This is a genomic window from Corynebacterium mucifaciens (assembly GCF_012396315.1).
Lineage (GTDB): Bacteria > Actinomycetota > Actinomycetes > Mycobacteriales > Mycobacteriaceae > Corynebacterium > Corynebacterium mucifaciens.
The window spans coordinates 343839-365398 of sequence record NZ_JAAXPF010000001.1 but is presented as its reverse complement, the minus strand read 5'-3'; the positions used below and the strand labels follow the sequence as shown (position 1 = coordinate 365398).

General features: G+C 65.6%; 22 protein-coding genes. 11 read left to right on the top strand and 11 right to left on the bottom strand.

Features of this window, described 5'->3' with window-relative positions:
• Positions 1 to 7: 7 nt before the first annotated feature.
• Entirely contained in the window at positions 8 to 994 is a 987-nt protein-coding gene (locus HF989_RS01770; RefSeq protein ID WP_168683633.1) for a bile acid:sodium symporter family protein, read from the bottom strand.
• 152 nt (positions 995 to 1146) lie between these two features.
• Between HF989_RS01770 and nadA the strand changes: the two genes are divergently transcribed.
• Both nadA and nadC read left to right on the top strand, forming a co-directional pair.
• Complete coding sequence (nadA, locus tag HF989_RS01765) at positions 1147 to 2100, top strand: quinolinate synthase NadA (protein ID WP_168683632.1); 954 nt, start codon at positions 1147 to 1149, stop codon at positions 2098 to 2100.
• Between the two features lie 6 nt (positions 2101 to 2106).
• Positions 2107 to 2982 carry a carboxylating nicotinate-nucleotide diphosphorylase gene (nadC, locus tag HF989_RS01760; RefSeq protein ID WP_168683631.1) on the top strand — a complete coding sequence of 292 codons (876 nt, stop codon included), beginning with the start codon at positions 2107 to 2109 and terminating at the stop codon, positions 2980 to 2982.
• A gap of 10 nt (positions 2983 to 2992) precedes the next feature.
• Here nadC and HF989_RS01755 read toward each other — a convergent pair whose 3' ends face one another.
• Positions 2993 to 3574: a GNAT family N-acetyltransferase gene (locus HF989_RS01755; protein WP_168683630.1), complete on the bottom strand. Its 582-nt coding sequence runs from the start codon at positions 3572 to 3574 to the stop codon at positions 2993 to 2995.
• Between the two features lie 126 nt (positions 3575 to 3700).
• Positions 3701 to 4219: a mismatch-specific DNA-glycosylase gene (locus tag HF989_RS01750; RefSeq protein WP_168683629.1), complete on the bottom strand. Its 519-nt coding sequence runs from the start codon at positions 4217 to 4219 to the stop codon at positions 3701 to 3703.
• Between the two features lie 60 nt (positions 4220 to 4279).
• On the opposite strand from HF989_RS01750, the gene HF989_RS01745 reads away from it, so the two are divergent.
• Positions 4280 to 4813 carry a hypothetical protein gene (locus tag HF989_RS01745; RefSeq protein ID WP_168683628.1) on the top strand — a complete coding sequence of 178 codons (534 nt, stop codon included), beginning with the start codon at positions 4280 to 4282 and terminating at the stop codon, positions 4811 to 4813.
• Positions 4810 to 5658 carry a PrsW family glutamic-type intramembrane protease gene (locus HF989_RS01740; protein ID WP_168683627.1) on the top strand — a complete coding sequence of 283 codons (849 nt, stop codon included), beginning with the start codon at positions 4810 to 4812 and terminating at the stop codon, positions 5656 to 5658. The genes HF989_RS01745 and HF989_RS01740 overlap by 4 nt, the downstream gene beginning before the upstream one ends.
• Here HF989_RS01740 and HF989_RS01735 read toward each other — a convergent pair.
• Genes HF989_RS01735 through gatC form a run of 4 tightly spaced genes read right to left on the bottom strand, consistent with a single transcriptional unit; the run spans position 5655 to position 9769 of the window.
• Complete coding sequence (locus tag HF989_RS01735) at positions 5655 to 6686, bottom strand: 6-phosphofructokinase (protein ID WP_168683626.1); 1032 nt, start codon at positions 6684 to 6686, stop codon at positions 5655 to 5657. The genes HF989_RS01740 and HF989_RS01735 overlap by 4 nt on opposite strands.
• 10 nt (positions 6687 to 6696) lie before the next feature.
• Positions 6697 to 7998 carry an MFS transporter gene (locus HF989_RS01730; RefSeq protein ID WP_168683625.1) on the bottom strand — a complete coding sequence of 434 codons (1302 nt, stop codon included), beginning with the start codon at positions 7996 to 7998 and terminating at the stop codon, positions 6697 to 6699.
• Positions 7982 to 9463, bottom strand: a complete 1482-nt coding sequence (gene gatA / locus HF989_RS01725) for an Asp-tRNA(Asn)/Glu-tRNA(Gln) amidotransferase subunit GatA (RefSeq protein ID WP_168683624.1) — start codon at positions 9461 to 9463, stop codon at positions 7982 to 7984. Before gatA ends, HF989_RS01730 begins: the two co-directional genes overlap by 17 nt.
• 6 nt (positions 9464 to 9469) lie before the next feature.
• A complete protein-coding gene (gatC, locus tag HF989_RS01720; protein WP_038611172.1) occupies positions 9470 to 9769 on the bottom strand; it encodes an Asp-tRNA(Asn)/Glu-tRNA(Gln) amidotransferase subunit GatC in 300 nt (99 codons plus the stop codon).
• Between the two features lie 101 nt (positions 9770 to 9870).
• Between gatC and HF989_RS01715 the strand changes: the two genes are divergently transcribed.
• The 3 genes from HF989_RS01715 (at position 9871) to HF989_RS01705 (ending at position 12055) form a co-directional block, all read left to right on the top strand.
• A complete protein-coding gene (locus tag HF989_RS01715) occupies positions 9871 to 10536 on the top strand; it encodes an ACT domain-containing protein (protein WP_168683623.1) in 666 nt (221 codons plus the stop codon).
• 161 nt (positions 10537 to 10697) lie between these two features.
• Positions 10698 to 11042: an ArsR/SmtB family transcription factor gene (locus tag HF989_RS01710; RefSeq protein WP_343033510.1), complete on the top strand. Its 345-nt coding sequence runs from the start codon at positions 10698 to 10700 to the stop codon at positions 11040 to 11042.
• Positions 11042 to 12055, top strand: a complete 1014-nt coding sequence (locus tag HF989_RS01705) for a serine hydrolase domain-containing protein (protein WP_168683621.1) — start codon at positions 11042 to 11044, stop codon at positions 12053 to 12055. The genes HF989_RS01710 and HF989_RS01705 overlap by 1 nt, the downstream gene beginning before the upstream one ends.
• Before the next feature lie 219 nt (positions 12056 to 12274).
• On the opposite strand, the gene ligA is transcribed toward HF989_RS01705, so the two are convergent.
• Positions 12275 to 14302: an NAD-dependent DNA ligase LigA gene (ligA, locus tag HF989_RS01700; protein WP_168683620.1), complete on the bottom strand. Its 2028-nt coding sequence runs from the start codon at positions 14300 to 14302 to the stop codon at positions 12275 to 12277.
• A gap of 70 nt (positions 14303 to 14372) precedes the next feature.
• Between ligA and HF989_RS01695 the strand changes: the two genes are divergently transcribed.
• Positions 14373 to 15047, top strand: a complete 675-nt coding sequence (locus HF989_RS01695) for a 3'-5' exonuclease (RefSeq protein ID WP_168683619.1) — start codon at positions 14373 to 14375, stop codon at positions 15045 to 15047.
• Here HF989_RS01695 and HF989_RS01690 read toward each other — a convergent pair.
• Positions 15044 to 15901 (bottom strand): uroporphyrinogen decarboxylase/cobalamine-independent methonine synthase family protein, encoded by an 858-nt coding sequence (locus HF989_RS01690; RefSeq protein ID WP_168683618.1) that lies wholly within the window; start codon positions 15899 to 15901, stop codon positions 15044 to 15046. The two genes, HF989_RS01695 and HF989_RS01690, sit on opposite strands and share 4 nt — an antisense overlap.
• Positions 15902 to 15911: 10 nt before the next feature.
• Positions 15912 to 16991 carry a tRNA 2-thiouridine(34) synthase MnmA gene (mnmA, locus tag HF989_RS01685; RefSeq protein ID WP_168683617.1) on the bottom strand — a complete coding sequence of 360 codons (1080 nt, stop codon included), beginning with the start codon at positions 16989 to 16991 and terminating at the stop codon, positions 15912 to 15914.
• Between the two features lie 175 nt (positions 16992 to 17166).
• On the opposite strand from mnmA, the gene HF989_RS01680 reads away from it, so the two are divergent.
• Genes HF989_RS01680 through HF989_RS01670 form a run of 3 tightly spaced genes read left to right on the top strand, consistent with a single transcriptional unit; the run spans position 17167 to position 20473 of the window.
• On the top strand, positions 17167 to 19323 hold the full coding sequence (locus HF989_RS01680) for a heavy metal translocating P-type ATPase (RefSeq protein WP_168683616.1): 2157 nt from the start codon (positions 17167 to 17169) through the stop codon (positions 19321 to 19323).
• A gap of 34 nt (positions 19324 to 19357) precedes the next feature.
• Entirely contained in the window at positions 19358 to 19672 is a 315-nt protein-coding gene (locus HF989_RS01675; RefSeq protein ID WP_070423030.1) for a metal-sensitive transcriptional regulator, read from the top strand.
• Between the two features lie 12 nt (positions 19673 to 19684).
• On the top strand, positions 19685 to 20473 hold the full coding sequence (locus HF989_RS01670) for a spermidine synthase (RefSeq protein ID WP_168683615.1): 789 nt from the start codon (positions 19685 to 19687) through the stop codon (positions 20471 to 20473).
• Here HF989_RS01670 and HF989_RS01665 read toward each other — a convergent pair.
• A complete protein-coding gene (locus HF989_RS01665) occupies positions 20470 to 21531 on the bottom strand; it encodes a glycoside hydrolase family 25 protein (protein ID WP_168683614.1) in 1062 nt (353 codons plus the stop codon). The two genes, HF989_RS01670 and HF989_RS01665, sit on opposite strands and share 4 nt — an antisense overlap.
• Positions 21532 to 21560: the final 29 nt, after the last annotated feature.

The window sequence follows — 21560 nt, the reverse complement described above, 5'->3', positions numbered from 1 at the left end:
GCTCTAGCTACCGTTCCAGCTGCTCTGGCGCCTCCTGCGATCGACGATCGCGTGCCCGGAAAATGAGCGCCAAGACAGCACCGGAGATGTTGTGCCAGACGGAGAACACCGCGCCTGGAAGGGCGGCCAGTGGGCTCAGGTAGCTGGCGGCGAGCGTGGCGGCCAGACCGGAGTTTTGCATGCCCACCTCTACGGCCATTGTGCGCGAGGACTGTTCCGTCTGGCCCGTAGCCTTGCCAGTGGCGTAGCCCAATGTGTAACCAATGGCGTTGTGGAGCACGACCACGAGTAAGACGACGGGGCCGGCCTGGGCGAGTTTGTCGCGGCTACCGGCCACGACAATGGCAACGATGATTGCGATCGCGATGACCGAGATCCACGGCAGCACCGGCACAACGGCCGCCACAAGACGCGGTGCGACGAGACGGACGAGGAGGCCGAGGCCGACGGGCAGAATGACCATTTTCACGATCGACCACGTCATTGGGCCTGCGCTGACGTCCATGTGCTCACCGGCCAGCCAAAGTGTGAGCAGCGGGGTGAAAATCGGGGCGAGCAGCGTGGAAACCGATGTCATCGTCACCGACAGGGCCACATCGCCGCGGGCGAGATAGGAGACGACATTCGAGGATGTCCCGCCGGGCGCGCAGCCGACGAGAATCACGCCGGCAGCGACCTCAGGAGGCAAACGTAGCACCCAGGCCAGCGCGACCGCGGCGAGCGGCATGATGACAAACTGCGCGATCACGCCGATAACGACGGGCAGTGGCGTAGAGGCGATAAAAACAAAGTCCTTGCCTGTCAGGGTGAGCCCCATGCCAAACATGACGAGGCCGAGCAGCCACGTGGTCCAGCCCGAAATAGGCTCCACCACTCCCGGCGCGGCGAATCCGATCGCGCCGCCCGCGATGACGAGGAGCGGGAAGCCGAGCGTGGCGACGAACGCTGAACGTTCTTCCGCATGTGCGTTTCGTGCGAACTGCTCTGATTCCATACTGTGAACTGTAATGCCCGCATGACAATACGTAGCCCCGGCCTACGGCGTTGATGCTCACGATGAGTCGCCGGCGGGAGCAGGCCAGCCGGTCGTGCATTTAATCGGCTAAAGCAGACTATCCAGCGGACGCCCCGGATTACATTGGGCGTATGTGGACCGATGAAGTGCGCGAACTTAAGCGCGAACGAAACGCCGTGATTCTGGCGCATAATTATCAGATTCCGGAGATCCAGGACATCGCCGACTTCACCGGCGATTCACTCGCGCTATCTCGTATCGCCGCCGACACTGACGCAGACGTGATTGTGTTCTGCGGTGTGCACTTTATGGCGGAAAGCGCCAAGATCCTCAGCCCCGACAAAACGGTGCTCATCCCGGACCAAAATGCTGGATGCTCGCTGGCGGACTCCATCACCGCTGAGCAACTTCAGGAATGGAAGGACGAGCACCCTGGTGCGGTCGTCGTCAGTTATGTTAATACCACCGCCGATGTTAAGGCCCTGACGGACGTCTGCTGCACCTCCTCGAACGCCGTTGAGGTGGTGAATTCCATCGATCCGGACCGTGAGATCCTCTTTTGCCCCGACCAGTTCCTCGGCGCCCACGTGAAGCGCCTGACCGGCCGCGAGAACATCCGTATCTGGGCGGGCGAATGCCACGTCCACGCAGGAATCAACGGCAAGGAGCTTGCGGAGCAAGCGGCGGCGCACCCCGATGCGCCGCTGTACATCCACCCAGAATGCGGTTGCGCGAATTCCGCGATCTTCCTCGCTGGCGAAGGAGTGATCCAGCCGGAGCGTGTGCACATGCTTTCCACTGGCGGGATGCTCGACCAAGCAGACCGCGACACGGAAGGAACTGTGCTTGTAGCCACCGAGGTGGGCATGCTGCACCAGCTGCGAAAGCGGGCTCCGCTGGCGGATTTCCAGCCCGTGAACCCCCAGGCGAGTTGCCGGTACATGAAGATGATCACCCCAGAAAAGCTGGTTCGCAGCCTGCGGGACCTCCGCGACGAGATAACCGTGCCCGAGGACGTCGCGGCGAAGGCGCGCCAGTCATTGGAGCGGATGATCGCCATCGGCACACCGGGAAGCGGTGAGTAGACACCGATGACAACGCCTGCTCAGCCGACCCACTCCCCGCTGAATAAGGAGGCCACACTACGACTCATCCGTCTCGGTCTCGCGGAGGACTTCGCTCATGGCCCCGACGCCACATCCGAGGCGACAATCAACATGGACGCAGTTCTTACTGCGCAGGTGGTCCCCCGCCAGGACGGGACCGTCGCGGGACTCGACGTTGTGGGATGGACTATGCACGAGATTTCCCCCGCCGTCGACGTGTCTGTGCACGCCGCCGACGGCGATCGAGTGACGGCCGGTGACTGTCTTGCCACTGTGTCCGGCCCGGCGCGCGTCATTCTGTCGGCGGAGCGGACTGCATTGAATCTGCTCACCTACGCCAGCGGCATCGCGACCGGGACTTCTGCGTGGACGGAGGTTATTTCCGGTACCCGGGCGCGGGTGAGGGATTCCCGGAAAACGCTGCCCGGCTACCGCGATTTAGCGAAATACGCCGTGCGTTGCGGCGGAGGTGTCAACCACCGCATGAGTCTGGGTGACGCGGCACTGATCAAGGACAACCACGTCGCGAGCGTCGGTAGCGCAGCCGACGCATATCGACGCACGGCCAAGGCATTCCCAGACCTCCCCCTTGAGGTCGAAGTGGATGACCTAGATCAGCTCACCGAGGTCCTGGAATTGAAGCCGAATCTGGTCATGCTGGACAATTTTGAGGTGGAAGACACGCGGGTGGCCGTCGCCCGGCGAGATGCCCTGTCTCCAGCGACGATGCTCGAATCCTCGGGGGGCTTGACGCTTGATTGCGCCCGCGCTTACGCGGACACGGGCGTTGACTTCCTCGCCGTCGGCGCACTCACGCACTCGGTGACCATCCTGGATATTGGTCTCGACGCGTTGCCCTGACCTCGGCGGATCACCTGTTCAGGCGGGCCTCGAGCGAGGTCTTTACCTCCGGCCATTCAATGTCCAGGATGGAGTAGACGCATGTGTCGCGCACGAGGCCGCTGGCGAGAATCTTGTGGCGGCGTAACACTCCATCGAGTTTCGCGCCAAGTCCTTCGATAGCCGCACGCGACTGGCGGTTCATGTAGTGCGTGCGGATCTCTACGCGCAGGCAGCCGAGGTCCTCGAACGCGCGCTGAAGCAGGAGCAGCTTTGCCGCCTTGTTGAACTTTCCGCCCTGGGCGTGTTTGGCGATCCAGGTCGATCCGATCTCGATGTTGCGATTGGTCGGATCCGGGTGGAGGAACGTCGTCACGCCGATCGCCGATCCTTCCGGGCTGACAATCGCCCACGGCGCGCGCACCCCGCGACGCTGATCAGCGAGATACGCCTCGATGTACTCGGGCACTCCCCCCGGTGTCGGAATGTGGTCCTGGTACCACAAACTCGACAGATCCCCGACGCAGGCGGCGAGGGCTTCCGCGTGCTGCAGGCCAAGCGGCTCGAGAGTGACCCACTCATTGTTCAAGGTGGGGTTGTCGCAGAAATTCAATGGTGCCTCCGAAAATAGTGAACCACGGGGTATGAGAGCGCCCCAGCTGTAAACCTAGGTGATCATCGCCCTGCCGGTAGCGTGTCGGCGCCCGGGAACGGCGCACGGCGATCGCGCCATCGGCCCTCAAAGCGGCGCGGTCGCCTCCCACACCTCGCGGTAGCTTTCCGCCAGGGATGCCACTGACTCGTGCGCGTTGAGACCGCTCGGGTTACCCACCACCCACACCGGCACCCCGGCAAGGGTCTCGGGCTGGAGGCCGCGGGTAGCCTTTGGTCGTCGGTAAGCATCGCGGTACGCGCCGATACCTGCGAACATCACGGCCTTGGGCTTGTGCTTAGCGACGACGTCCCGCACAACCTGCCCTCCTTGCACCATTTCTTCGCGGGTGAGCTCGGACGCGCGCGGCGTCATCCGGTTCACCAGGTTGGTAAACCCGATGCCGAGCTCCGCGAGCATGGCGGCATCCTGGTCGGAAAGACCCTGGTGAGCGTGCACTCGATACGGGGTTATCCCCGCGGCCTCAAGCGCGGGCCAAAAGCGGTTGCCTGGGTAAGCGAAGGGCGCGTCCACCTCCTCGGTGAGGCGGCCTGGGTTGATGCCGACGATGAGGAGCCGGCAAGGATCGGGAATACGGTCGTGCATACATCCGACTGTATCCGTCCCCTGCAGCGTCGCCAGACCCGTTGTACCGTATGCGCCGTTATGAGAAATTCCACCGTCTCCCGGGCGCCAGTGGTGCTCGGGACAATCCTTTGTGTCCTTGTGGCCGCGCTGCTCGTGGCTCCGCGCATACTCAGTCAGCCCGCGTCGTCGGAAGAATCGGCCGCTCCTGAAAATCCGGTCGAAATGGGCAGTGTTTCCGTCGCGGACGGGGATGGCCCGCTCGTGTGCAACAACCCGTCGGGGTTCGCGCAGAGCTCGAGAATCTGGGACTGCGGCGGGACCCGCATCATGGCCCGCTCCGAGTCCACTCCTGACGACGAAGATAGGGCACTTGCCCGCGTCTACCGCGCCGCGGTCTTGGACCGCTCGGTTGATCTGGACGGCATCGAGCAACCGCGCGACGGCGTGCGGGTGAAACGCAACGGCGCCTCAGGAGACGGCGCCTTCGTTGCTGTATCCGTGCTCGACGACGCTTCTACCCGGTACTTCACCATCGGCGGCCCTGACGCGGATGAACTGGCTGACCGCGTAGTCGACGCAGCTCCGGAAGAGATGGAAGTGGGTGCCAAATGACACAGCGACCGGCTCTCACGCTGCGAATAATCGCGGCCATTCTCTTTCTCACGAGCGCGGCATGGTCCGCAGCGTACCTCGCTGGCCTGCCCTTCAATTCCACTACCGCAGGTGTGAGCGTTGTGCACGCAGGCCTCTGGCTGCTCATCGCCTGGCTTGCGCTGCGCAACCATCCGGGACAGATGGCTCATGCCATGCCGGGATGGGTGGCCGCAGCGTTTTTCTGTGGCGCCGCGCTGTATGCACCAGCCGTCAACGCAAACGACGCCGCGGTGTCGCTGCAGGGCCGGCTTGGGTTGAGCAACCTGCAGTTCGGCCTCATCTCCCCTACCGCGGAGGAGCTACTGAAGTTCACCGCCGTGTTTGTGTTGTGCACCATGGTGATGCGCATCCAGCGTCCTGTCGAGGCCGTTACTGTCGCGATTGCTGTGGGATTCGGATTCTCCGCGGTCGAGAACGCGACGTACATCTTGAAGGGAGCGCTGGAAAACCTCAATTCCGACCTCGACGGCTCACTGGTAGCTGCCGGCATCCGCTGCCTTCCCGCCCCGTGGGCGCACGCCTTCTACACGGGACTAACCGCCTGGGGTCTGGGCAATTTCCTGTGCCGCACCGACAAGCCCATGCGCTGGCGCGTCGGTCAGCTGGTTGGGTGGTACCTGTTCGGGTACGCAGCCCACGCGGTGTTCAACACCGGGACTGAGCTGCCGGGCGACGTCGCGCCGATTATTGGTTTCTTCGCCACATCGATCTTTGTGTTCGCAGGTGGTATCTGGTTCTACGTGCGCAGCCGCAAAATTGGCCGTCGGCCACTGGCAGGTTCTGCTGGGAACGAAGACGCCTAGGTGAACATTGCCTTCGCGGTGACGTACCGGTGCTCGGGAACAGTCTTGAGTTCGGCCACAGCGTCTTCCAGCGCAACCAGCTCGATGTCCTCGCCATGCAGCGCCACGCAGCTGCCGAAATTGCCGCTGTGGGCGGCTCGGGCGGCGTGGACGCCATAGCGGGTGGCCAAGACCCGGTCATAAGCGGTGGGCGTGCCGCCGCGCTGAGTGTGGCCGAGTACGGTGGTGCGCACGTCGTAGCCTAGGCGCTTCTTCACCTCGTCGCCGATGATCTGTCCCATGCCGTTGAACGTTGTGTGGCCGAACTCGTCTTTTTCGCCCAGGCCCGCGTCCATCGTGCCCTCTTTTGGCACCGCGCCTTCTGCGACGACGATGATGCCGTACTTCTCCCCCATCTGGAAACGGCGCTCCATCGCTTTGCAGATATCGGCGATGTCGAAGGGTTCTTCGGGGATCACGGTGTAGTGCGCGCCGCCGGCCATGCCCGCGTGCAGCGCGATCCACCCCACATGGCGACCCATCACTTCCACGATGAGGATGCGGTTGTGGGATTCCGCCGTGGTGTGTAGGCGGTCGATGGCGTCGGTAGCCACGGATACCGCGGTGTCGAAGCCGAAGGTGTAGTCGGTGGCGGCAACGTCGTTATCGATGGTCTTGGGCACGCCCACCACGGGTATCCCGTTGTCGGAGAGCCACTTCACGCCTTTGAGGGTGCCCTCGCCGCCGATCGCGATGAGGGCATCGACCTCCGCGTCCGCGAGGTTGGCCTTGATAGTGTCGATGCCAGCTTTGAACTTGTCTGGGTGCAGGCGGCCGGTGCCCAGCACGGTGCCGCCGCGCAGCAGAAGGGAGTCCATGTAGGCGTCGTCGTAGAGATCGACGCGCCTGTCCTCCATCAACCCCACCCAGCCGTCGCGGTACCCGACAACTGTGGAGCCGTACTCGTTGTTCGCGGTGCGGACGATGCCGCGGATGACGGCGTTGAGGCCGGGGCAGTCGCCGCCGGAGGTCAAGGTGGCAAGTCGCATACCTGCCAGGCTACCCCCGAAGACGAAGCGACGACGCCGCTCCGATCAGCATCGCAGCCAAGGGCAGCGCGATCGCCCAACCGGCAGTGGACTCGATGGTCCCTGAGGCGAGCACCATACCCACCAAGGCCACTCCGAGCACCGAGCCGACCTGGCGGGCGGTGTTGTACAGCCCGGAGGCCGCACCGGTTTCGTGCTCGGGGATGCCGCGCATCGTCACCGCAGCGTTGGGCGCCCACACGAACGCGCCGCCGATGCCCAGCAGCGAGGTCACGGCGGTAAACCACCACACGCCCGCCCCGGTGTGGATCAACGCGATGGCGAGCGCGAGCCCGGCAGCGGAGACGGTAAAGCCCGCGGCGCAGAGCTTGCCCGGGTCGCGCCTGTCGGTCAGGTACCCGGCAACCGGGGTGAGCACGAGCGCGAGCACGGACATGGGCGCGGTGATCGCGCCTGAGGCGGTGGGCGAGGCGCCGGCGACGGTTTGCAGCCAGTACATCAGCGGGATGAACATCGACGCCACGGTGAAGCCCATTGCTGCAACCCCCAGGGCGCCGAGTGCGAAGGAGCGGTCGAGCATCAGCTCCACGGGTAGGAACCCGTCGTCGGTGCCCCTGCGGGCGGAGAGCACCAGCGCCCCGATCAGCAACACGCCGAAGATCATGGAGGGCCACTGCCCGAACTGGATGCCGTAGACCAGCAGACCAAGCCCGCCGAAGGAGAGCAGGACGGGCAGCAGGGTCACTCGTTCGCCGCTGCGGGGCAGCCGCGGCAGCGCGACCAAACCGGCGACGAGCGCGACCGCGCCGAGCCCAGCTTGGGCGAAAAACGCTGCGCGCCAGCCAGCGGTTTCTGCCACTGCCCCGCCAACCACGGGCCCGATCAGGGATGCCACAGAGCCGATCACACCCCAAGCGGCGAACGCGCGACCCTGTTTGTCCTCCGCGAACACGCGCGGAATCAGCCCAAACGCCTGCGGCAAGAATACCGCGGCGCCGAGACCCTGCAGCCCGCGGGCAACCACGAGCGAGCCGAACGACCAGGAGGCACCAGCCAACACGAGGGCAACCACATAGATGGCCAAACCGATGAGGAAGACGCGGCGTTGACCGAAGGCGTCGCCAAGCTTGCCGGTAGCCGGCATCGGAGCCACCGTGCACAGCAGGTAGATACTGGTCAGCCACACTGCGGAGCCGACGTCGAAAGGCAACAGCGGCGTGATCACGGGCATGAAGCCCTGGTCGATCAGGACAAGAAAATACCCCGCAGCCAGCGCTGCGAGGGTATTCCAGGGGCTAACGGCCGGCTTCAAACGCGGCACCCACGCGGTACAAGCGCGCGTCCTCGAACGCCGGGGCGATCAGCTGCAGACCAACCGGCAGGCCCGTGTCCGACGCCTTGCCTGCCGGAACCGACATGCCGGGAAGGCCGGCCAAGTTCAGCGGCAGGGTGAACAGGTCGGAGTTGTACATCGCCAACGGGTCGTTGACCTTTTCGCCCAGCCTGAAGGCGGTCGTCGGCGCCACAGGGGCGGCGATGACGTCGCAGCGCTCAAAAGCCGCTGCGAAGTCCTGCGCAATCAAGGTGCGCACGCGCTGCGCCTGCAGGTAGTACGCGTCGTAGTAGCCCACGGACAGCGCGTAGGTGCCCAGGATAATGCGGCGCTTGACCTCCGCGCCGAAGCCCTCGCCGCGGGTGGCGGCCATGACCTCCTCGGCCGAGCGGGTGCCGTCGTCGCCCGCGCGCTGGCCGTAGCGCATCCCGTCGAAGCGTGCCAGGTTGGAGCTCACCTCGGACGTCTGGATGATGTAGTACGCCTCCATGACGTCGTGGAAACTGGGGCAATCCACCTCGACGATCTTAGCGCCCTGGCGCTCCAGCTGGGCGAAGGCCGCGTTAATCGCCTCCGTAACACCCTCTTGCGTGCCGGGGCGGTCGAACTGCTTGACGCGGCCGATCTTCACACCCTGCAGGTCGCCGGAGGCGCCCTCGCGTGCGGCGTCGGCAAGCGCCGGCACCTCGCGGTTCACGGAGGTGGCGTCGAACTCGTCGTGGCCGCCGATGATCTCGTGCAGCAGCGCGGTGTCCAGCACGGTGTTCGCGCACGGGCCCACCTGGTCCAGCGACGACGCACACGCGATCACGCCGTAGCGGGACACCCCGCCGTAGGTCGGCTTCACGCCCACCGTGCCGGTCAGCGACGCCGGCTGGCGGATGGAGCCGCCGGTGTCGGTGCCGATGCCGAGCGGGGCCTCGCCAGCAGCCAGGGCCGCCGCGGTGCCGCCGCCAGAGCCGCCCGGCACGCGCTCGAGGTCGTGCGGGTTCTTCGTCGGCTTGTACGCGGAGTTCTCGGTGGAAGAGCCCATCGCAAACTCGTCCAGGTTGGTCTTGCCCAGAATCGGGATGCCGGCGGCGCGCAGCTTGGCCACCACGGTGGCGTCGTACGGGCTCATGTAGCCCTCAAGCAGCTTCGACGCCGCCGTGGTCGGCGCGTCGGTGGTGACCAGCAAGTCCTTGAGGGCCAAGGGCACACCGGCCAGCGCGGAGGCCGGCTGCTCGCCGTTTTTCACCTGCTGGTCGACCTTGTCCGCGGCAGCGAGCGCTTCGTCCGCGCCGACGTGCAGAAACGCGCCGAGCTCGCCGTCCACCTCGGCGATGCGGTCAAGGAACGCCTGCGTGACCTCGCGGGAGGTGACCTCGCCGGACTGGATCATGGCCGCGAGCTCGTGCGCCGGCTTAGCGACGAGACCTTCGGCCGGAATCGTGTACTGCGTCATTGCTCTTTAGTCTCCCTCTCCGAGAATCTGCGGAACCACGAACCGGTCGTCCTCCACCGCCGGGGCCTGGTCCAGCGCCTCAGCCTGCGTCAGCGTTTTCTTCTCAACGTCTTCGCGCATGCCGGCGTCTATAGAGTGCGGGTGGCTCATCGGCGTCACACCCTCGGTGTCGACGCCCTGCACCTTCGACACCGCATCCACGATGGTTTCCAGCTGCTTGGCGATGTCGTCCAGCTCCTCGTCCTTCAGCGCGATACGCGCCAGGCGTGCGATGCGCGACACCTCGTCGCGTGAAATCTCAGCCACAGTCCCATCCCTTCCACATCACGTGGGTTGCGTCGAACGCGCCTCATCTTACGTCACGCCGTGACACCGCCCGGCCACCCCCGGTTGCTATAAATAGGGCCATGTCGTACCTCATCCGCGTTTCCCTCCCGGACGTTCCCGGAAGCCTGGGCCAGCTCGCCGAGGCCTTCGGCATGGTCGACGCCGATATCAATTCCGTGGATATCGTGGAGACGTCTACCGACGGCACCGTGACCGACGACATCGTGGTCACCCTGCCCACCGGCGTGATGGTGGACACCCTTATTACCGCCGTCGCAGCGGTCGACGGCGCGGAGGTGGATTCCATCCGCCCGTTCACCGGCCGCGTGGATCGCCGCGGGCAGATTGAGATGCTCGCGCGGATTGCACAGCGCACCGGCAAGCTGAACGACACGCTTGACGAGCTGGTTCGCGTCATGCCTGGCGCGGTGACCTCGTCGTGGGCTGTGGTGTTGCGCAACTCCGACGGCGAGCTTTCGCGCGCCGCGGCCTCTCCCGCCGCGCCGGAGGACGACGGCACCCGCCCGCAGATGCCGCCTATCGACGCCGCGCGAATCCTCCAGCCCGACTTCGACGGCTGGGCGCCCGAGCCGTGGTTCCAGCTCGGCACCGCGCTGACGATCACTCCCCTGCACGGCACCGACATGGTGCTGGTGGTCGGCCGCGTGGGCGGGCCGGATTTCCTGGCGTCCGAGGTGCGCGAGATCGGCGACCTCGGCTGCATCGTCGGCGCGATGCTGCGCTAGCGCGCGAACGCACTGCATAGTTTCTAGAATTTTGAAATACTAGAAGCATGCAACCGCTTGAAGCACGCTTAACCGCCATAGAAGCGCGCATTGACGCGCTCGAACAAGCATCACTCCCTCACTCACCCGAGTTTCACGCCGACAGCAACCACGATGGGACGGTGTCTTTCGCCGGCGACATCACGCTGCCGACCGGCACGTACACATTCGCGTGGGCTCGCCCGACAGCATGGATTACGGACCAGCCGTGGGATGCCGCGATTGCCCGCATCGCCGCACTCGCGCACCCGGTACGCGGCGCGATCCTGCGCCACCTGCTGGCAACGCCCGCGTCCGTGACGGAGCTTGTGGAGTCGGACTTGGTCTCTTCCACAGGCACGGCCTACCACCACCTGAAGGAGCTGCAAGCCGCCGGCTGGGTGCACAAGCAGGACGGGGTTTTCAAGATTCCCCCTGCCCGCATTGTCCCCCTCATGGCTATGGTCATCGCCGGGGAGGATCACTAATGCGCGCCACAGACATCGCTGTTGGGGGCGTCGCCGCCATTGTCACCGCTGCGGCGTTACTCTCAACCGGTCCCCGGGACATTTCCGTGGCCACCGAGCACACCGGCGATCCCGAAATTTCCTCCGCCCTCGAGCATCTCGCGGAGAGCGGCCACCACAACCTCGCCGCGTTTTCCTACGACGGCGGCGAGACACGCTTCGGCGGTCTCGGCGCGGACGAGCACACCGAGTTCGAAATCGGCTCGATCACCAAAACCTTCAACGCGGAGCTGGTCCGCCAGTTCGTCGAAGAAGGAGAGCTCAGCCTAGACACCCAGGTGCAGGAGCTAATCGACGTCCCCTCCGCCCCCATCTCCGATGTGACCTTGGAAGAGCTGCTCAACCACACCTCCGGTCTGGCCACCACAGAAAGCCTCAGCTTTAAAGAATCGTTCAAGGCCATTCTCCGCGACGGCGGCAACCCGTACCGCCGCGATACACCGCAGGACATCATTGACGCCGCCGGCGCTGCCGAACTGAAAAACCGCGGCGAGAGGCAGTACTCGAACTACGGCCACGCGCTGCTCGGCCAACTACTGGCCAGACACGCTGGCGTTCCGTACGACGAACTGCTGCGCACCCGCATTTTCGAGCCCGCTGGCATGACCTCGACGTATGTGGCGCTGCCGGGCACCATCGACGGTGCCCCTACCGGGTTGTCGGCCAACGGGCACCACGCCGGGCCGTGGGACATGGACGGCTGGGCACCAGCGGGCGCAATCCGCTCCACGGCAGCTGACATGGCGAAATACGTGGAGTGGGTGTCCTCGCATGGTGTGCCTAACTATGGATGGGGCGATCTCGACGAGGACGGCCAGGAAATCACTTTCCACAACGGTGGTACGGGCGGATTCCGGACCATGCTGGTGTGGGATCCCGAGCGTGATGATGACAGCCGAGCCACGTTTGTCGCAGGCGACACTGACGCATGGGTAGATCGCCTGGGCGTCGACCTTATGAAGGAGACACGATGATCCCACTTGTCATAATTGCGCTACTGCTTGGATCCGTGACTTTCAGCACCGTGCGGAGTGCTAAAAGCCCCACCTACGCCGTGGTTAATGCGGTCATCTCCGCAGCTGTGGTGTGGATGCTCTCATTTGGCGTGAACTGGAACGGCCAGTTCCCTATCTGGCTGTGGTGGGCCATCGCCGTGTGGGCGGCGGTCCTGGTGGGGCTGAGCGCCGCTCGGTTTATGCGAGCGCGTCTGGGCCACCCTCGAGCAACCGCACAAACTGCGCCTCGGTGAGGATCGGCCGTCCTAACTCCTCCGCCTTCGCCGCCTTGGAGCCCGCGTTTTCGCCGACCACGACGTAATCGGTTTTCTTCGACACCGAGCCGGCCGCTTTGCCGCCGCGTGACAGAATCGCTTCCTTCACCTCGTCGCGGGTAAAGCCTTCCAAGCTGCCGGTAACCACCACGGTGAGCCCCTCCAGGGTCTGCGGGGCGAGGTCTTCCTCATCCGACTCCATCGTCACGCCCGCCGCAGCCCAGCTCTCCACGATGTTTTGGTGCCACTCCACCGTGAACCAATCCTTAAAGCTCTCCGCAATCACTTGGCCCACGCCGCCGGTTTCGGCGAGGTCGGCCGTTGGGGCGTCGATAAGCGCCTGCATGGAGTGGAAACGCGAGGCCAGCGCGCGGGCCGCTGTGGGGCCGACGTGGCGGATGGACAGTGCCACGATGACCCGCCACAGCTCGGCGTCCTTCGCGGTGTCCAGGTTGGCCAAAAGTTTCTTGCCGGCGGCATTGACCTGGCCGTCCTTGCGGGTGTAGGCGCTGGACTTTTTCAGGTCGTCCTCGGTGAGGTCGAACAGGCACGCCTCGTCCTCTAGTACGCCGGAGGCGATGAGGTCGGCCGCGCCCTTCTCCCCCAGCGCCTCGATGTCGAAGGCGCCGCGCGAGGCGATGTATTCCAGGCGCGCCGAGAGCTGCGCGGGGCACGACCGGGTGTTGGGACAGCGCCAGTCGGCGTCGCCCTCCTTCGCGGGGGCGAGCTTCGTGCCGCACACGGGGCAGTGCTCGGGGTAGACGAACTCGCGCTCGGTGCCGTCACGCAGATCGGCGACCGGGCCGAGCACCTCCGGGATGATCTCGCCGGCCTTGCGCACCACAACGGTGTCGCCGATCATCACACCTTTGCGTTTGACCTCGTGCTGGTTGTGCAGGGTGGCCATGGACACCGTTGAGCCGGAGACGAACACCGGCTCCAACACCGCGAACGGCGTGGCGCGGCCCGTTCGCCCGACGGAGACGGCAATGTCGTTGAGCTTTGTCGTCACCTCCTGCGGCGGGTACTTGTACGCGATCGCCCAGCGCGGGGCGCGCGATGTAGCACCCAGGGCGCGCTGCTGCGCCACCGAGTCGACCTTGACCACCAGGCCGTCCATCTCGTGGATCGCATCGTTGCGGTGCTCCCCCCAGTAGTTAACCGCCTCGATGACCTCGTCGGCCGTCTCCGCCCGGCGCGTGTACTCGCTCACCGGCAAGCCCCACTCGGCGAGCTTCTCGTACGCCTCGTGCTGTGTTTGCGGCGTGAAGCCCTCTCGTGCGCCGATGCCGTGGCAGATCATGCGCAGTTTGCGCTTTTTCACGTCTTCGGGGTTCTTCTGCCGCAGGCCCCCGGCCGCCGTGTTGCGCGGATTGGCGAAGGGCTTGCCGCCTTCCTTTTGGCGCAGCTCGTTGAGCTCGGGGAAATCCTCGGGCCGGATGAACACCTCGCCGCGGACCTCCAGAAATGCCGGCGCGTCGCCGGTGAGCCGGTGCGGGATGTCTTCAATCACCCGGGCATTTGCCGTGATGTCCTCGCCCGTGGTGCCGTCGCCACGCGTGGCCGCGCGGGTGAGCTCGCCGTTTTCGTAGATGAGGTCGATGGAAAGCCCGTCGATTTTCAGCTCGGTCAAATACGGGCCCGGGGCTTTGGACAGCCACTCGCGCATTTCGTCTTCGTTGAAGACGTTATCCAGGCTCATCATGCGCTCGGGGTGGCGCACGTCCGCAAACGCGTCGTCGGCGGCCGGGGCGCCGACCTCCTTCGTCGGCGAATCCGGCACGGCGAGCTCTGGGTGTTCCTCCTCCATGCGCTGGAGGCGGCGGAACAACTCGTCGAACTCGCCGTCGGTGATGACCGGCTGACCGTTGTAGTAGAGGTCCCGGTGGCGACGGACCTCCTCGGCCAGCTCGTCCCATTCGCGGTGCAGATCAGCGGAAATTTCACTCACGCGCACCGAGTTTAGCGCCGCGTTTAGCGCCCGGCGGGTGCGTGTCGGAGTGCTCATTACAATGTCCGGCATGGCCACATTCGATGCCTCCCGCATGCTCTCCTTCGACTTGGAGACCACGTCCGCCAACCCGCGCGAGGCCCGCGTGGTCACCTCTGCGCTCGTGCGTATCGACGGCTCCGCGGTCGACGCCACCGAGACCCTCGCCGACCCCGGGGTGGAGATCCCAGAGGAGGCCGCGAAGGTGCACGGCATCACCACGGAGAAGGCCCGCGCGGAGGGACGCGACCACGACGAGGTGGTGCGCGAGACCGTGGAGGCGATCAAGCAGGGCTGGGAGGACGGCCTGACCCTGGTGGTCTTCAACGCCCCCTACGACCTGACGGTGTTGCGCCATCTCACCGGCGACTTCACGGTCACCGGCCCGGTATTCGATCCCCTGCTCATCGACCGTGCCAAGGACCGCTACCGCAAGGGCCAACGGAACCTGACGTCGATGTGCGAGCACTACGGCGTGCGCCTAGACAACGCGCACGAGGCGACCGCCGACGCCTTCGCGGCCGCGCGCGTGGCGTGGATGCAGGTGCGCAAACACTACCCGGAGCTCGCGGAGATGGACGGCGGCGAGCTCATGGAGTACCAGGCCGTGGAGTACTACAGGCTGCAGGAGGACCGGAAACGCTACTTCGAGTCCCAGGGCCGGGACGCCTCGAACGTGCTGCCCGGCTGGCCGATGCTGGGTTAGCGCGCAGAACCCAGCTCTTCGGCCATCTCGCGGGCAGCACGGTAGTTCGCCGCTGCGCCCACCAGCGTGGCGGCGGACTGTGCGTACACGTCGACGGTGGTCGCAGCTGGGTCGATCTGCAGCTCGTCGAACACGTTGTACAGCTCCCGCGGCTGCATTGCCGGGATCGCGATGCGCGCGCCGCCATCCAGCAGCCGTGCGAGCGCGTCATTGTCGGCCCGGCGCGGGTCGGTGGTCAACCATGGGACGTCGAGAAGCATCGGCGTATGCAGCAGGTGCTCGCCGAAGCGCGCGAGCGTCTCCTCCGGCTCCGGGATCGCCCGGATGGTCTCAAAGTCGGTGGCGCCTTTCAGCGTACCGGCCACGACCTCGGGCAGTCTCGGCTCGTCCAACTGCAGCACGCTCGCGCCAAACCGCTTCTCGACGTCCCTCCGGTGCCCCTCACTCACCTCGAGCAGCGCGTCCGTGAGATCGCGCAGCGCGCCGGGGTCGGTGATCATGCGGTGGCCGTTGGCCATCTCGATCTCGGCGGCGAGCGTGAACGGACCCGCCAGCTGCACCTTCACGGTGTCCACCTTGCTGTGCCAGAGTTCCTCGAGGTGGTCGAGGTCGCGCTCCATCCGGTCCGCGTCCCTGCTCGCGCGCGCAGCCACCCGCCAGCCACGAGGGCCGCGCGCGACTGGGATCGGAAGCAGCGCGGCGGTACGGCCGATCAGGTCGGAGCCCACGCCGCGGTCTGGCAGCTGCGGAATATGCGGCAGGGGCGACTCGGACAACACCACGTCCGCGGCCGGCGAAAAGTTCGTGCCGGGCAGCGGCCCGAGGCCGAACGCGGTTGGGGGAAGGACAGTCACGGGCTGGATGCTACGCCGTGGCGCAGATGGTGCCAGAGCCGAGCACGATGTCGCCGAGGCCGTCAGGATCGGGCAAGTAGAGAACCGCGGCCTGGCCGCGGGCCACACCCTCGAGTGGCTCGTGCAGCGTCAGCGTCATCTGGCCGCCCTCGATGCGCGCTGTGCAAGGCACCACTCCACCGTGGGCGCGGATCTGCACGTTTGCCTCGAACTGCCCGTCCATGGCCGAGTGCAGCACCTTGAGACGGTCAGCGGTGATCTCGTGGACCTTCAGCGCCTCGCGCGGCCCCACCGTGACCGTGCCGGTGGCGGTGTCCACGTCAGTGACGTAGCGCGGCTTGCCGTCCTCGGCGGGCACACGGATGTTCAGGCCTTTGCGCTGGCCGATCGTGTACTGGAAGGCGCCGTCGTGCTCCTTCAGTTCACGCCCGTCGGTGTCCTTGATCATGCCGGGACGCATGCCGATTGAACGGCCCAGAAACGCCTGCGTATTGCCGTCCGGGATGAAGCAGATGTCGTAGGAATCCGGCTTGGACGCGGTGGCGAACCCGTGGCGGGCCGCCTCCTCCCGAATCTGCGGTTTCTCGGTGTCGCCGACCGGGAAGAGACAGCGGTCCAACTCGTCGCGCGTGAGCACGCCCAAGACGTAGGACTGGTCTTTCTTCGGGTCGGTGGAGCGGCGGAGGTTACCTTCGGCGTCGATAATCGCGTAATGCCCGGTGGCGATAGCGTCGAAGCCCAGGGTGACCGCACGGTCCAGCAGCGCAGCGAACTTGATCTTCTCGTTGCAGCGCAGGCACGGGTTGGGGGTCTCGCCGTGTTCGTAGGACCACACGAAGTTGTCGATGACCTCTTCTCTGAAGCGGTCAGAGAAGTCCCACACGTAGAACGGGATGCCCAGGTGGTCGCACACTCGGCGCGCGTCGGCGGAGTCTTCCAGGGAGCAGCACCCGCGTGCGGACTCGCGCGTCTGCTGCGCGTCCTTGCTGAGCGCAAGGTGCACACCGACGACGTCGTGGCCCGCCTCCACCAGGCGCGCAGCAGCGACAGAGGAGTCGACTCCCCCGCTCATGGCCGCCAATACTCGCATGTGGCGGGAGTGTAGTCCCGTGAGTGCGAAAGGTGAAACGTCAGGTCGTTCGGATCGGGACACACCCTAGACACATACCCCCCTGGGGTACTAACGTGGGAGACGGCCGTCGTGCTAGGCCCCCCGGCACGGCCGAACCGACCACAACGATGAACCGCAACGAGAGGACAGAACCATGAGCGACGGACACGCCCACTCCGGCACCCGACCCGGTGCGCACGCCAGCCATCACGAACACAGCAACCTCGAAGGCCATGCCGGCCGCCACCACACAGAGCACGCGGGCCACGGAGAACATGGAGGCCATGGCCACGCGGGCCATGACCACGCGGGTCACGCAGGCCACGGAGACCACGTTGCCCAGTTCCGCAGGCTCTTCTGGATCATGCTGGTTCTCGCGATCCCGGTCGTCGGGTTCAACAGCACGTTTGCCCACCTCATCGGCTACCAGCTGCCTGACGCGGAATGGGCCCGGTGGATCTCGCCGCTTTTGGGCACGGTCATTTACTTCTGGGGAGGTCGCCCGTTCTTGACGGGTGCTGTCTCCGAGATCCGCTCCCGCAAACCCGGCATGATGCTGCTGATCGCGCTCGCGATCACGGTCGCCTTCGTCTCTTCTTGGGGTGCGAGCCTGAACTTGCTGGACCACGGGCTGAATTTCTGGTGGGAACTGGCGCTGCTGGTGGTCATCATGCTGCTGGGGCACTGGATCGAGATGCGCTCCCTCGCCCAGACCACCTCGGCCCTGGATTCGCTCGCCGCACTTCTGCCCGACGAGGCCGAGAAGATCGACGGCGACGAAGTGGTGAAGGTCACCCCGGCGGATCTTGAGGTCGGCGATGTCGTGATCGTGCGGCCCGGCGCGTCCGTACCTGCCGACGGCACAATCGTCGACGGCAGCGCCAGCATGGACGAGTCGATGGTCACCGGTGAGTCGAAAACGGTGCGCCGCGGTGAAGGCGAGCACGTGGTCGCTGGCACCATCGCGACGGACTCGGGCCTGCGCATCAAGGTCACAGCCACGGGTGGCGACACTGCGTTGGCCGGCATTCAAAAGCTCGTCACCGATGCGCAAGAATCGTCATCGCGGGCGCAGCGCCTCGCAGACAAGGCCGCCGCGTGGTTGTTCTGGTTCACCCTCGGCGCCGCCATTCTGACCGCCGTGGTCTGGACCGTTGTCGGCGTGCCAAACGACGCCGTGGTGCGCACCATCACGGTGCTCGTCATCGCCTGCCCTCATGCCCTAGGCCTCGCAATCCCGTTGGTTGTCTCCATCGCGACCGAGCGCGCCGCCCGCGGCGGGGTGCTGATCAAGGATCGGCTCGCACTCGAATCCATGCGCACCGTCGACGCAGTACTATTCGACAAGACCGGCACCCTCACCAAAGGTGAGCCCACCGTCACCGCGATCGACCCCGCCGGTGGGCGTGATAAAGAAGACGTGCTTGCGCTAGCGGCGGCCGCCGAGGCAGACAGCGAGCACCCGCTCGCACGCGCCATCACCGGGGCTGCTCAGGCCCGTAGCGTAGCCGTCCCGCAGGCAATCGACTTTTCTTCGTCCCCAGCAGTGGGCGTGAAGGCAACTGTTGGCGGTGAGGTAATCGAGGTCGGTGGCCCCTACCTGCTTGAGAAGCATTCCGCCGGGGAGCTCCCGGTCGCCGACGAGTGGCGCAGGGAGGGCGCGATCATTCTCCACGTCCTCGCCGACGGCGAAGTGATCGGAGCGCTGCGGCTTGCCGACGAGATCCGTCCCGAGTCCCGCGACGCCGTCGACGCACTGCACTCTGCGGGCGCCCAGGTCGTCATGATCACCGGCGATGCGCAGGCCGTCGCGGACACCGTAGCCAAAGACCTGGGCATTGACCGGGTCTTCGCGGGTGTTCGTCCCGAGCACAAGGCCGCGAAAGTCAAGGAACTGCAAGGCGAGGGCCACAAGGTCGCAATGGTCGGCGATGGCGTCAACGACGCCCCCGCGCTGGCCCAGGCCGATGTCGGCATCGCGATCGGTGCCGGCACAGACGTGGCGATCGGCTCGGCGGGCGTCGTCCTGGCAAGCTCCGACCCGCGATCGGTGCTTTCAGTCATCGAGCTCTCCCGTGCGACCTACCGGAAGATGAAGCAGAACCTGTGGTGGGCGGCCGGCTACAACCTGCTGTCAGTTCCGCTCGCTGCCGGTATCCTCGCCCCAATCGGGTTCGTGATGCCGATGAGCGTCGGCGCAATCCTGATGTCGGCCTCGACCGTCGTCGTCGCCCTCAATGCGCAGCTGCTCCGCCGCCTCGACCTCACCCCACAGAGCAGCACCGACCGGATGCTTAACCGGTCCAAGTGACCCGACACCGTCCACACCATCCAGGAGACCAATGATGAACACCCCCACCCCCGCTTCCGGGAACTCGGCCAACCACGGCTACATCAGCGAGAAAGACCGTTACCTCGCTCGGCTCAAACGTATCGAGGGGCAGACCCGCGGTATTCACCGCATGATCGACGAAAACGCCTACTGTATTGACATCCTCACCCAGATCAGTGCGGTCAACGCGGCGCTGAAGGGCGTGGCACTGGGTTTGCTGGACGACCACTTGAAGCACTGTGTTGCCGATGCGATCAGCGACGGGCAGGAAGCCGACGCCAAGATCGAAGAGGCGTCCGCCGCAATCGCGCGGCTGGTGAAGTCCTAGGGAGATGCCCGCATGGGCGCAAAAAGCGAGTTTTACGAGATCGACACCGGTGTCGCCGAAGTGCTCCACGAACCGGACGGGTCCATGGTGCTGCTTGTCAATGGCGTGCCCAGCTCCCACATCGTGCCGGGCGAGCCAACCCGGCTGGATTTCGAGTACATGCGCTGGATGGCAGATTTCCTCGACTCCGCCTACCCGGAACCACACCGGGCGAAGTCGCGCGTGACCCACCTCGGCGGCGGCGCCTGCACGCTCGCGCGCTATGTCGCGGCGGCGTGGCCCGGCTCCCGCAACACGGTGGTGGAGATTGATTCCGAGCTCGCCGTCCTCGCGCGCGAGCGTTTCGACGTCCCACGGTCGCCCACCGTGAAGATCCGCGTCGGCGACGCCCGCGAGGTCACCGACGCGTTCAAACCGGCGACCCGCGACGTGATCATCCGGGACGTGTTCTCATCGGCCACTACCCCACGCAACCTCACCACGGTGGAGTTTTACCGGGCCGCGTGGGCGTCGCTAAGCGAGGGCGGGTTCTACGTTGCCAACTGCGGCTCGCACGCGGACCTAAAGGAGGCGAAGGAAGAGCTCGCGGGAATGTTGGAGGTCTTCCCGCACGTCGCGGCGATCGCGGACCCGCCGATGCTGAAGGGCCGCCGTTACGGCAACATCGTGCTTATCGGCGCGGGCCACCCGCTCGAGGCAAACGGCCAGCTCACCCGCAACTTGCTCAAAGGCGCGGTGCCGGCGCAGTTCAAGGGCGAGGACTGGTGCCGCCGCTTGGCCACGACACCGCGCCACGACTAGCTCTGGTTTGCTTGTTTCGCTGCGTTGTCGAGCAGGATGAGCAGGTCGCCGATCTGGTATCCGCCGACCATCATCTTCCGCAGGTCCTCGACGGGTAGCTCGCCCTGGTTCGACAGCGCGCGGACGAGGCCCGCGATGTTGTCGGCGTCGGTGGGGTCGAAGCCGGCGAGACGTGCGGCGTCGATAAACTGCTGCGCGCCAAGGCCACCTGCGGCGAGCGCGAGGATGGCCACGACGAGTGCGGTGTTGTCCTGCTCCAGCACCTCGAGCTGACCGGAATCCTGGGCCTGGAACGATTCGAGCACACCGCCGCCGGCGCGCAAGTCTCCGGCCGCAAACTGATCCAACTGCGCTTCGCTGCCGTTGAAGATGTTCATGTCCACGGGAGTGTTGATCCCCACCACGCGGCCCGTCTCAGCACGCTGCCAGAAACTCAGCTTGTCCCAGCCGCCGACCGGGGCCGGTGGTTGGTTCTGGTACGCCGCCAGCCACAGCGGGTAGGAGGTGAACGCGTTGGTGTTGTCCATCCGCTCGTACCAGAAGTAGCGGTACGTGTAGAGCATCGGCCGCTTGCCGGTGCGCACCTCCAGCTCAGAGAGGAACGTCTGCGTCCAGGCGGCCAGCTGCACCGGGCCGAGGCCCTCGTCCACCTCGAGGTCCAGCACCGGGGGCAACTGGGTCGCCGGGCCTGCATTGACCACGGAGGCGAAATAGCGGGCCTGCGCAACCGGGTCCTCCGCCGGGCGGGCGTAGTGGTAGGCGCCCACTTTGAGGCCGGCGTCGGCCGCTGCTTTGGCGTCTTCGTCGTAGAACTCGTTTTTCCAGCCTTCGCCCTCGGAGGCCTTCACAAACGCGAAGTCTTGTCCGCCGATGGTGCCCACGGAGTGCCAGTCGATGGCAGCCCCGCCGGGGCGCTGGTGGCCTGCGACGTCGACACCGGAGACCAGCCCCGGGAGGGACTGCGCGTCGGCGGACTCTGATAGCGGGTTCACAATGCCCAGCCCGAGCGCTAAAGCGGCGACGGCAGCGACAGAACGAGTGCGGCGAGTACGTTGCATACCGGCCACACTAAAGCACCCCAGTCACA

What these genes read in the sequence shown, in the direction of transcription:
- HF989_RS01750 (WP_168683629.1), bottom strand. Translation starts at nt 4,219, where the DNA reads ATGCACGACCGTATTCCCGATCCTTGCCGGCTCCTCATCGTCGGCATC.
- HF989_RS01670 (WP_168683615.1), top strand. Translation starts at nt 19,685, where the DNA reads ATGGGCGCAAAAAGCGAGTTTTACGAGATCGACACCGGTGTCGCCGAA.
- HF989_RS01740 (WP_168683627.1), top strand. Translation starts at nt 4,810, where the DNA reads ATGACACAGCGACCGGCTCTCACGCTGCGAATAATCGCGGCCATTCTC.
- mnmA (WP_168683617.1), bottom strand. Translation starts at nt 16,991, where the DNA reads ATGCGAGTATTGGCGGCCATGAGCGGGGGAGTCGACTCCTCTGTCGCT.
- HF989_RS01675 (WP_070423030.1), top strand. Translation starts at nt 19,358, where the DNA reads ATGAACACCCCCACCCCCGCTTCCGGGAACTCGGCCAACCACGGCTAC.
- nadC (WP_168683631.1), top strand. Translation starts at nt 2,107, where the DNA reads ATGACAACGCCTGCTCAGCCGACCCACTCCCCGCTGAATAAGGAGGCC.
- HF989_RS01680 (WP_168683616.1), top strand. Translation starts at nt 17,167, where the DNA reads ATGAGCGACGGACACGCCCACTCCGGCACCCGACCCGGTGCGCACGCC.
- HF989_RS01735 (WP_168683626.1), bottom strand. Translation starts at nt 6,686, where the DNA reads ATGCGACTTGCCACCTTGACCTCCGGCGGCGACTGCCCCGGCCTCAAC.
- gatA (WP_168683624.1), bottom strand. Translation starts at nt 9,463, where the DNA reads ATGACGCAGTACACGATTCCGGCCGAAGGTCTCGTCGCTAAGCCGGCG.
- HF989_RS01695 (WP_168683619.1), top strand. Translation starts at nt 14,373, where the DNA reads ATGGCCACATTCGATGCCTCCCGCATGCTCTCCTTCGACTTGGAGACC.
- HF989_RS01715 (WP_168683623.1), top strand. Translation starts at nt 9,871, where the DNA reads ATGTCGTACCTCATCCGCGTTTCCCTCCCGGACGTTCCCGGAAGCCTG.
- HF989_RS01770 (WP_168683633.1), bottom strand. Translation starts at nt 994, where the DNA reads ATGGAATCAGAGCAGTTCGCACGAAACGCACATGCGGAAGAACGTTCA.
- nadA (WP_168683632.1), top strand. Translation starts at nt 1,147, where the DNA reads ATGTGGACCGATGAAGTGCGCGAACTTAAGCGCGAACGAAACGCCGTG.
- HF989_RS01705 (WP_168683621.1), top strand. Translation starts at nt 11,042, where the DNA reads ATGCGCGCCACAGACATCGCTGTTGGGGGCGTCGCCGCCATTGTCACC.
- HF989_RS01745 (WP_168683628.1), top strand. Translation starts at nt 4,280, where the DNA reads ATGAGAAATTCCACCGTCTCCCGGGCGCCAGTGGTGCTCGGGACAATC.
- HF989_RS01665 (WP_168683614.1), bottom strand. Translation starts at nt 21,531, where the DNA reads ATGCAACGTACTCGCCGCACTCGTTCTGTCGCTGCCGTCGCCGCTTTA.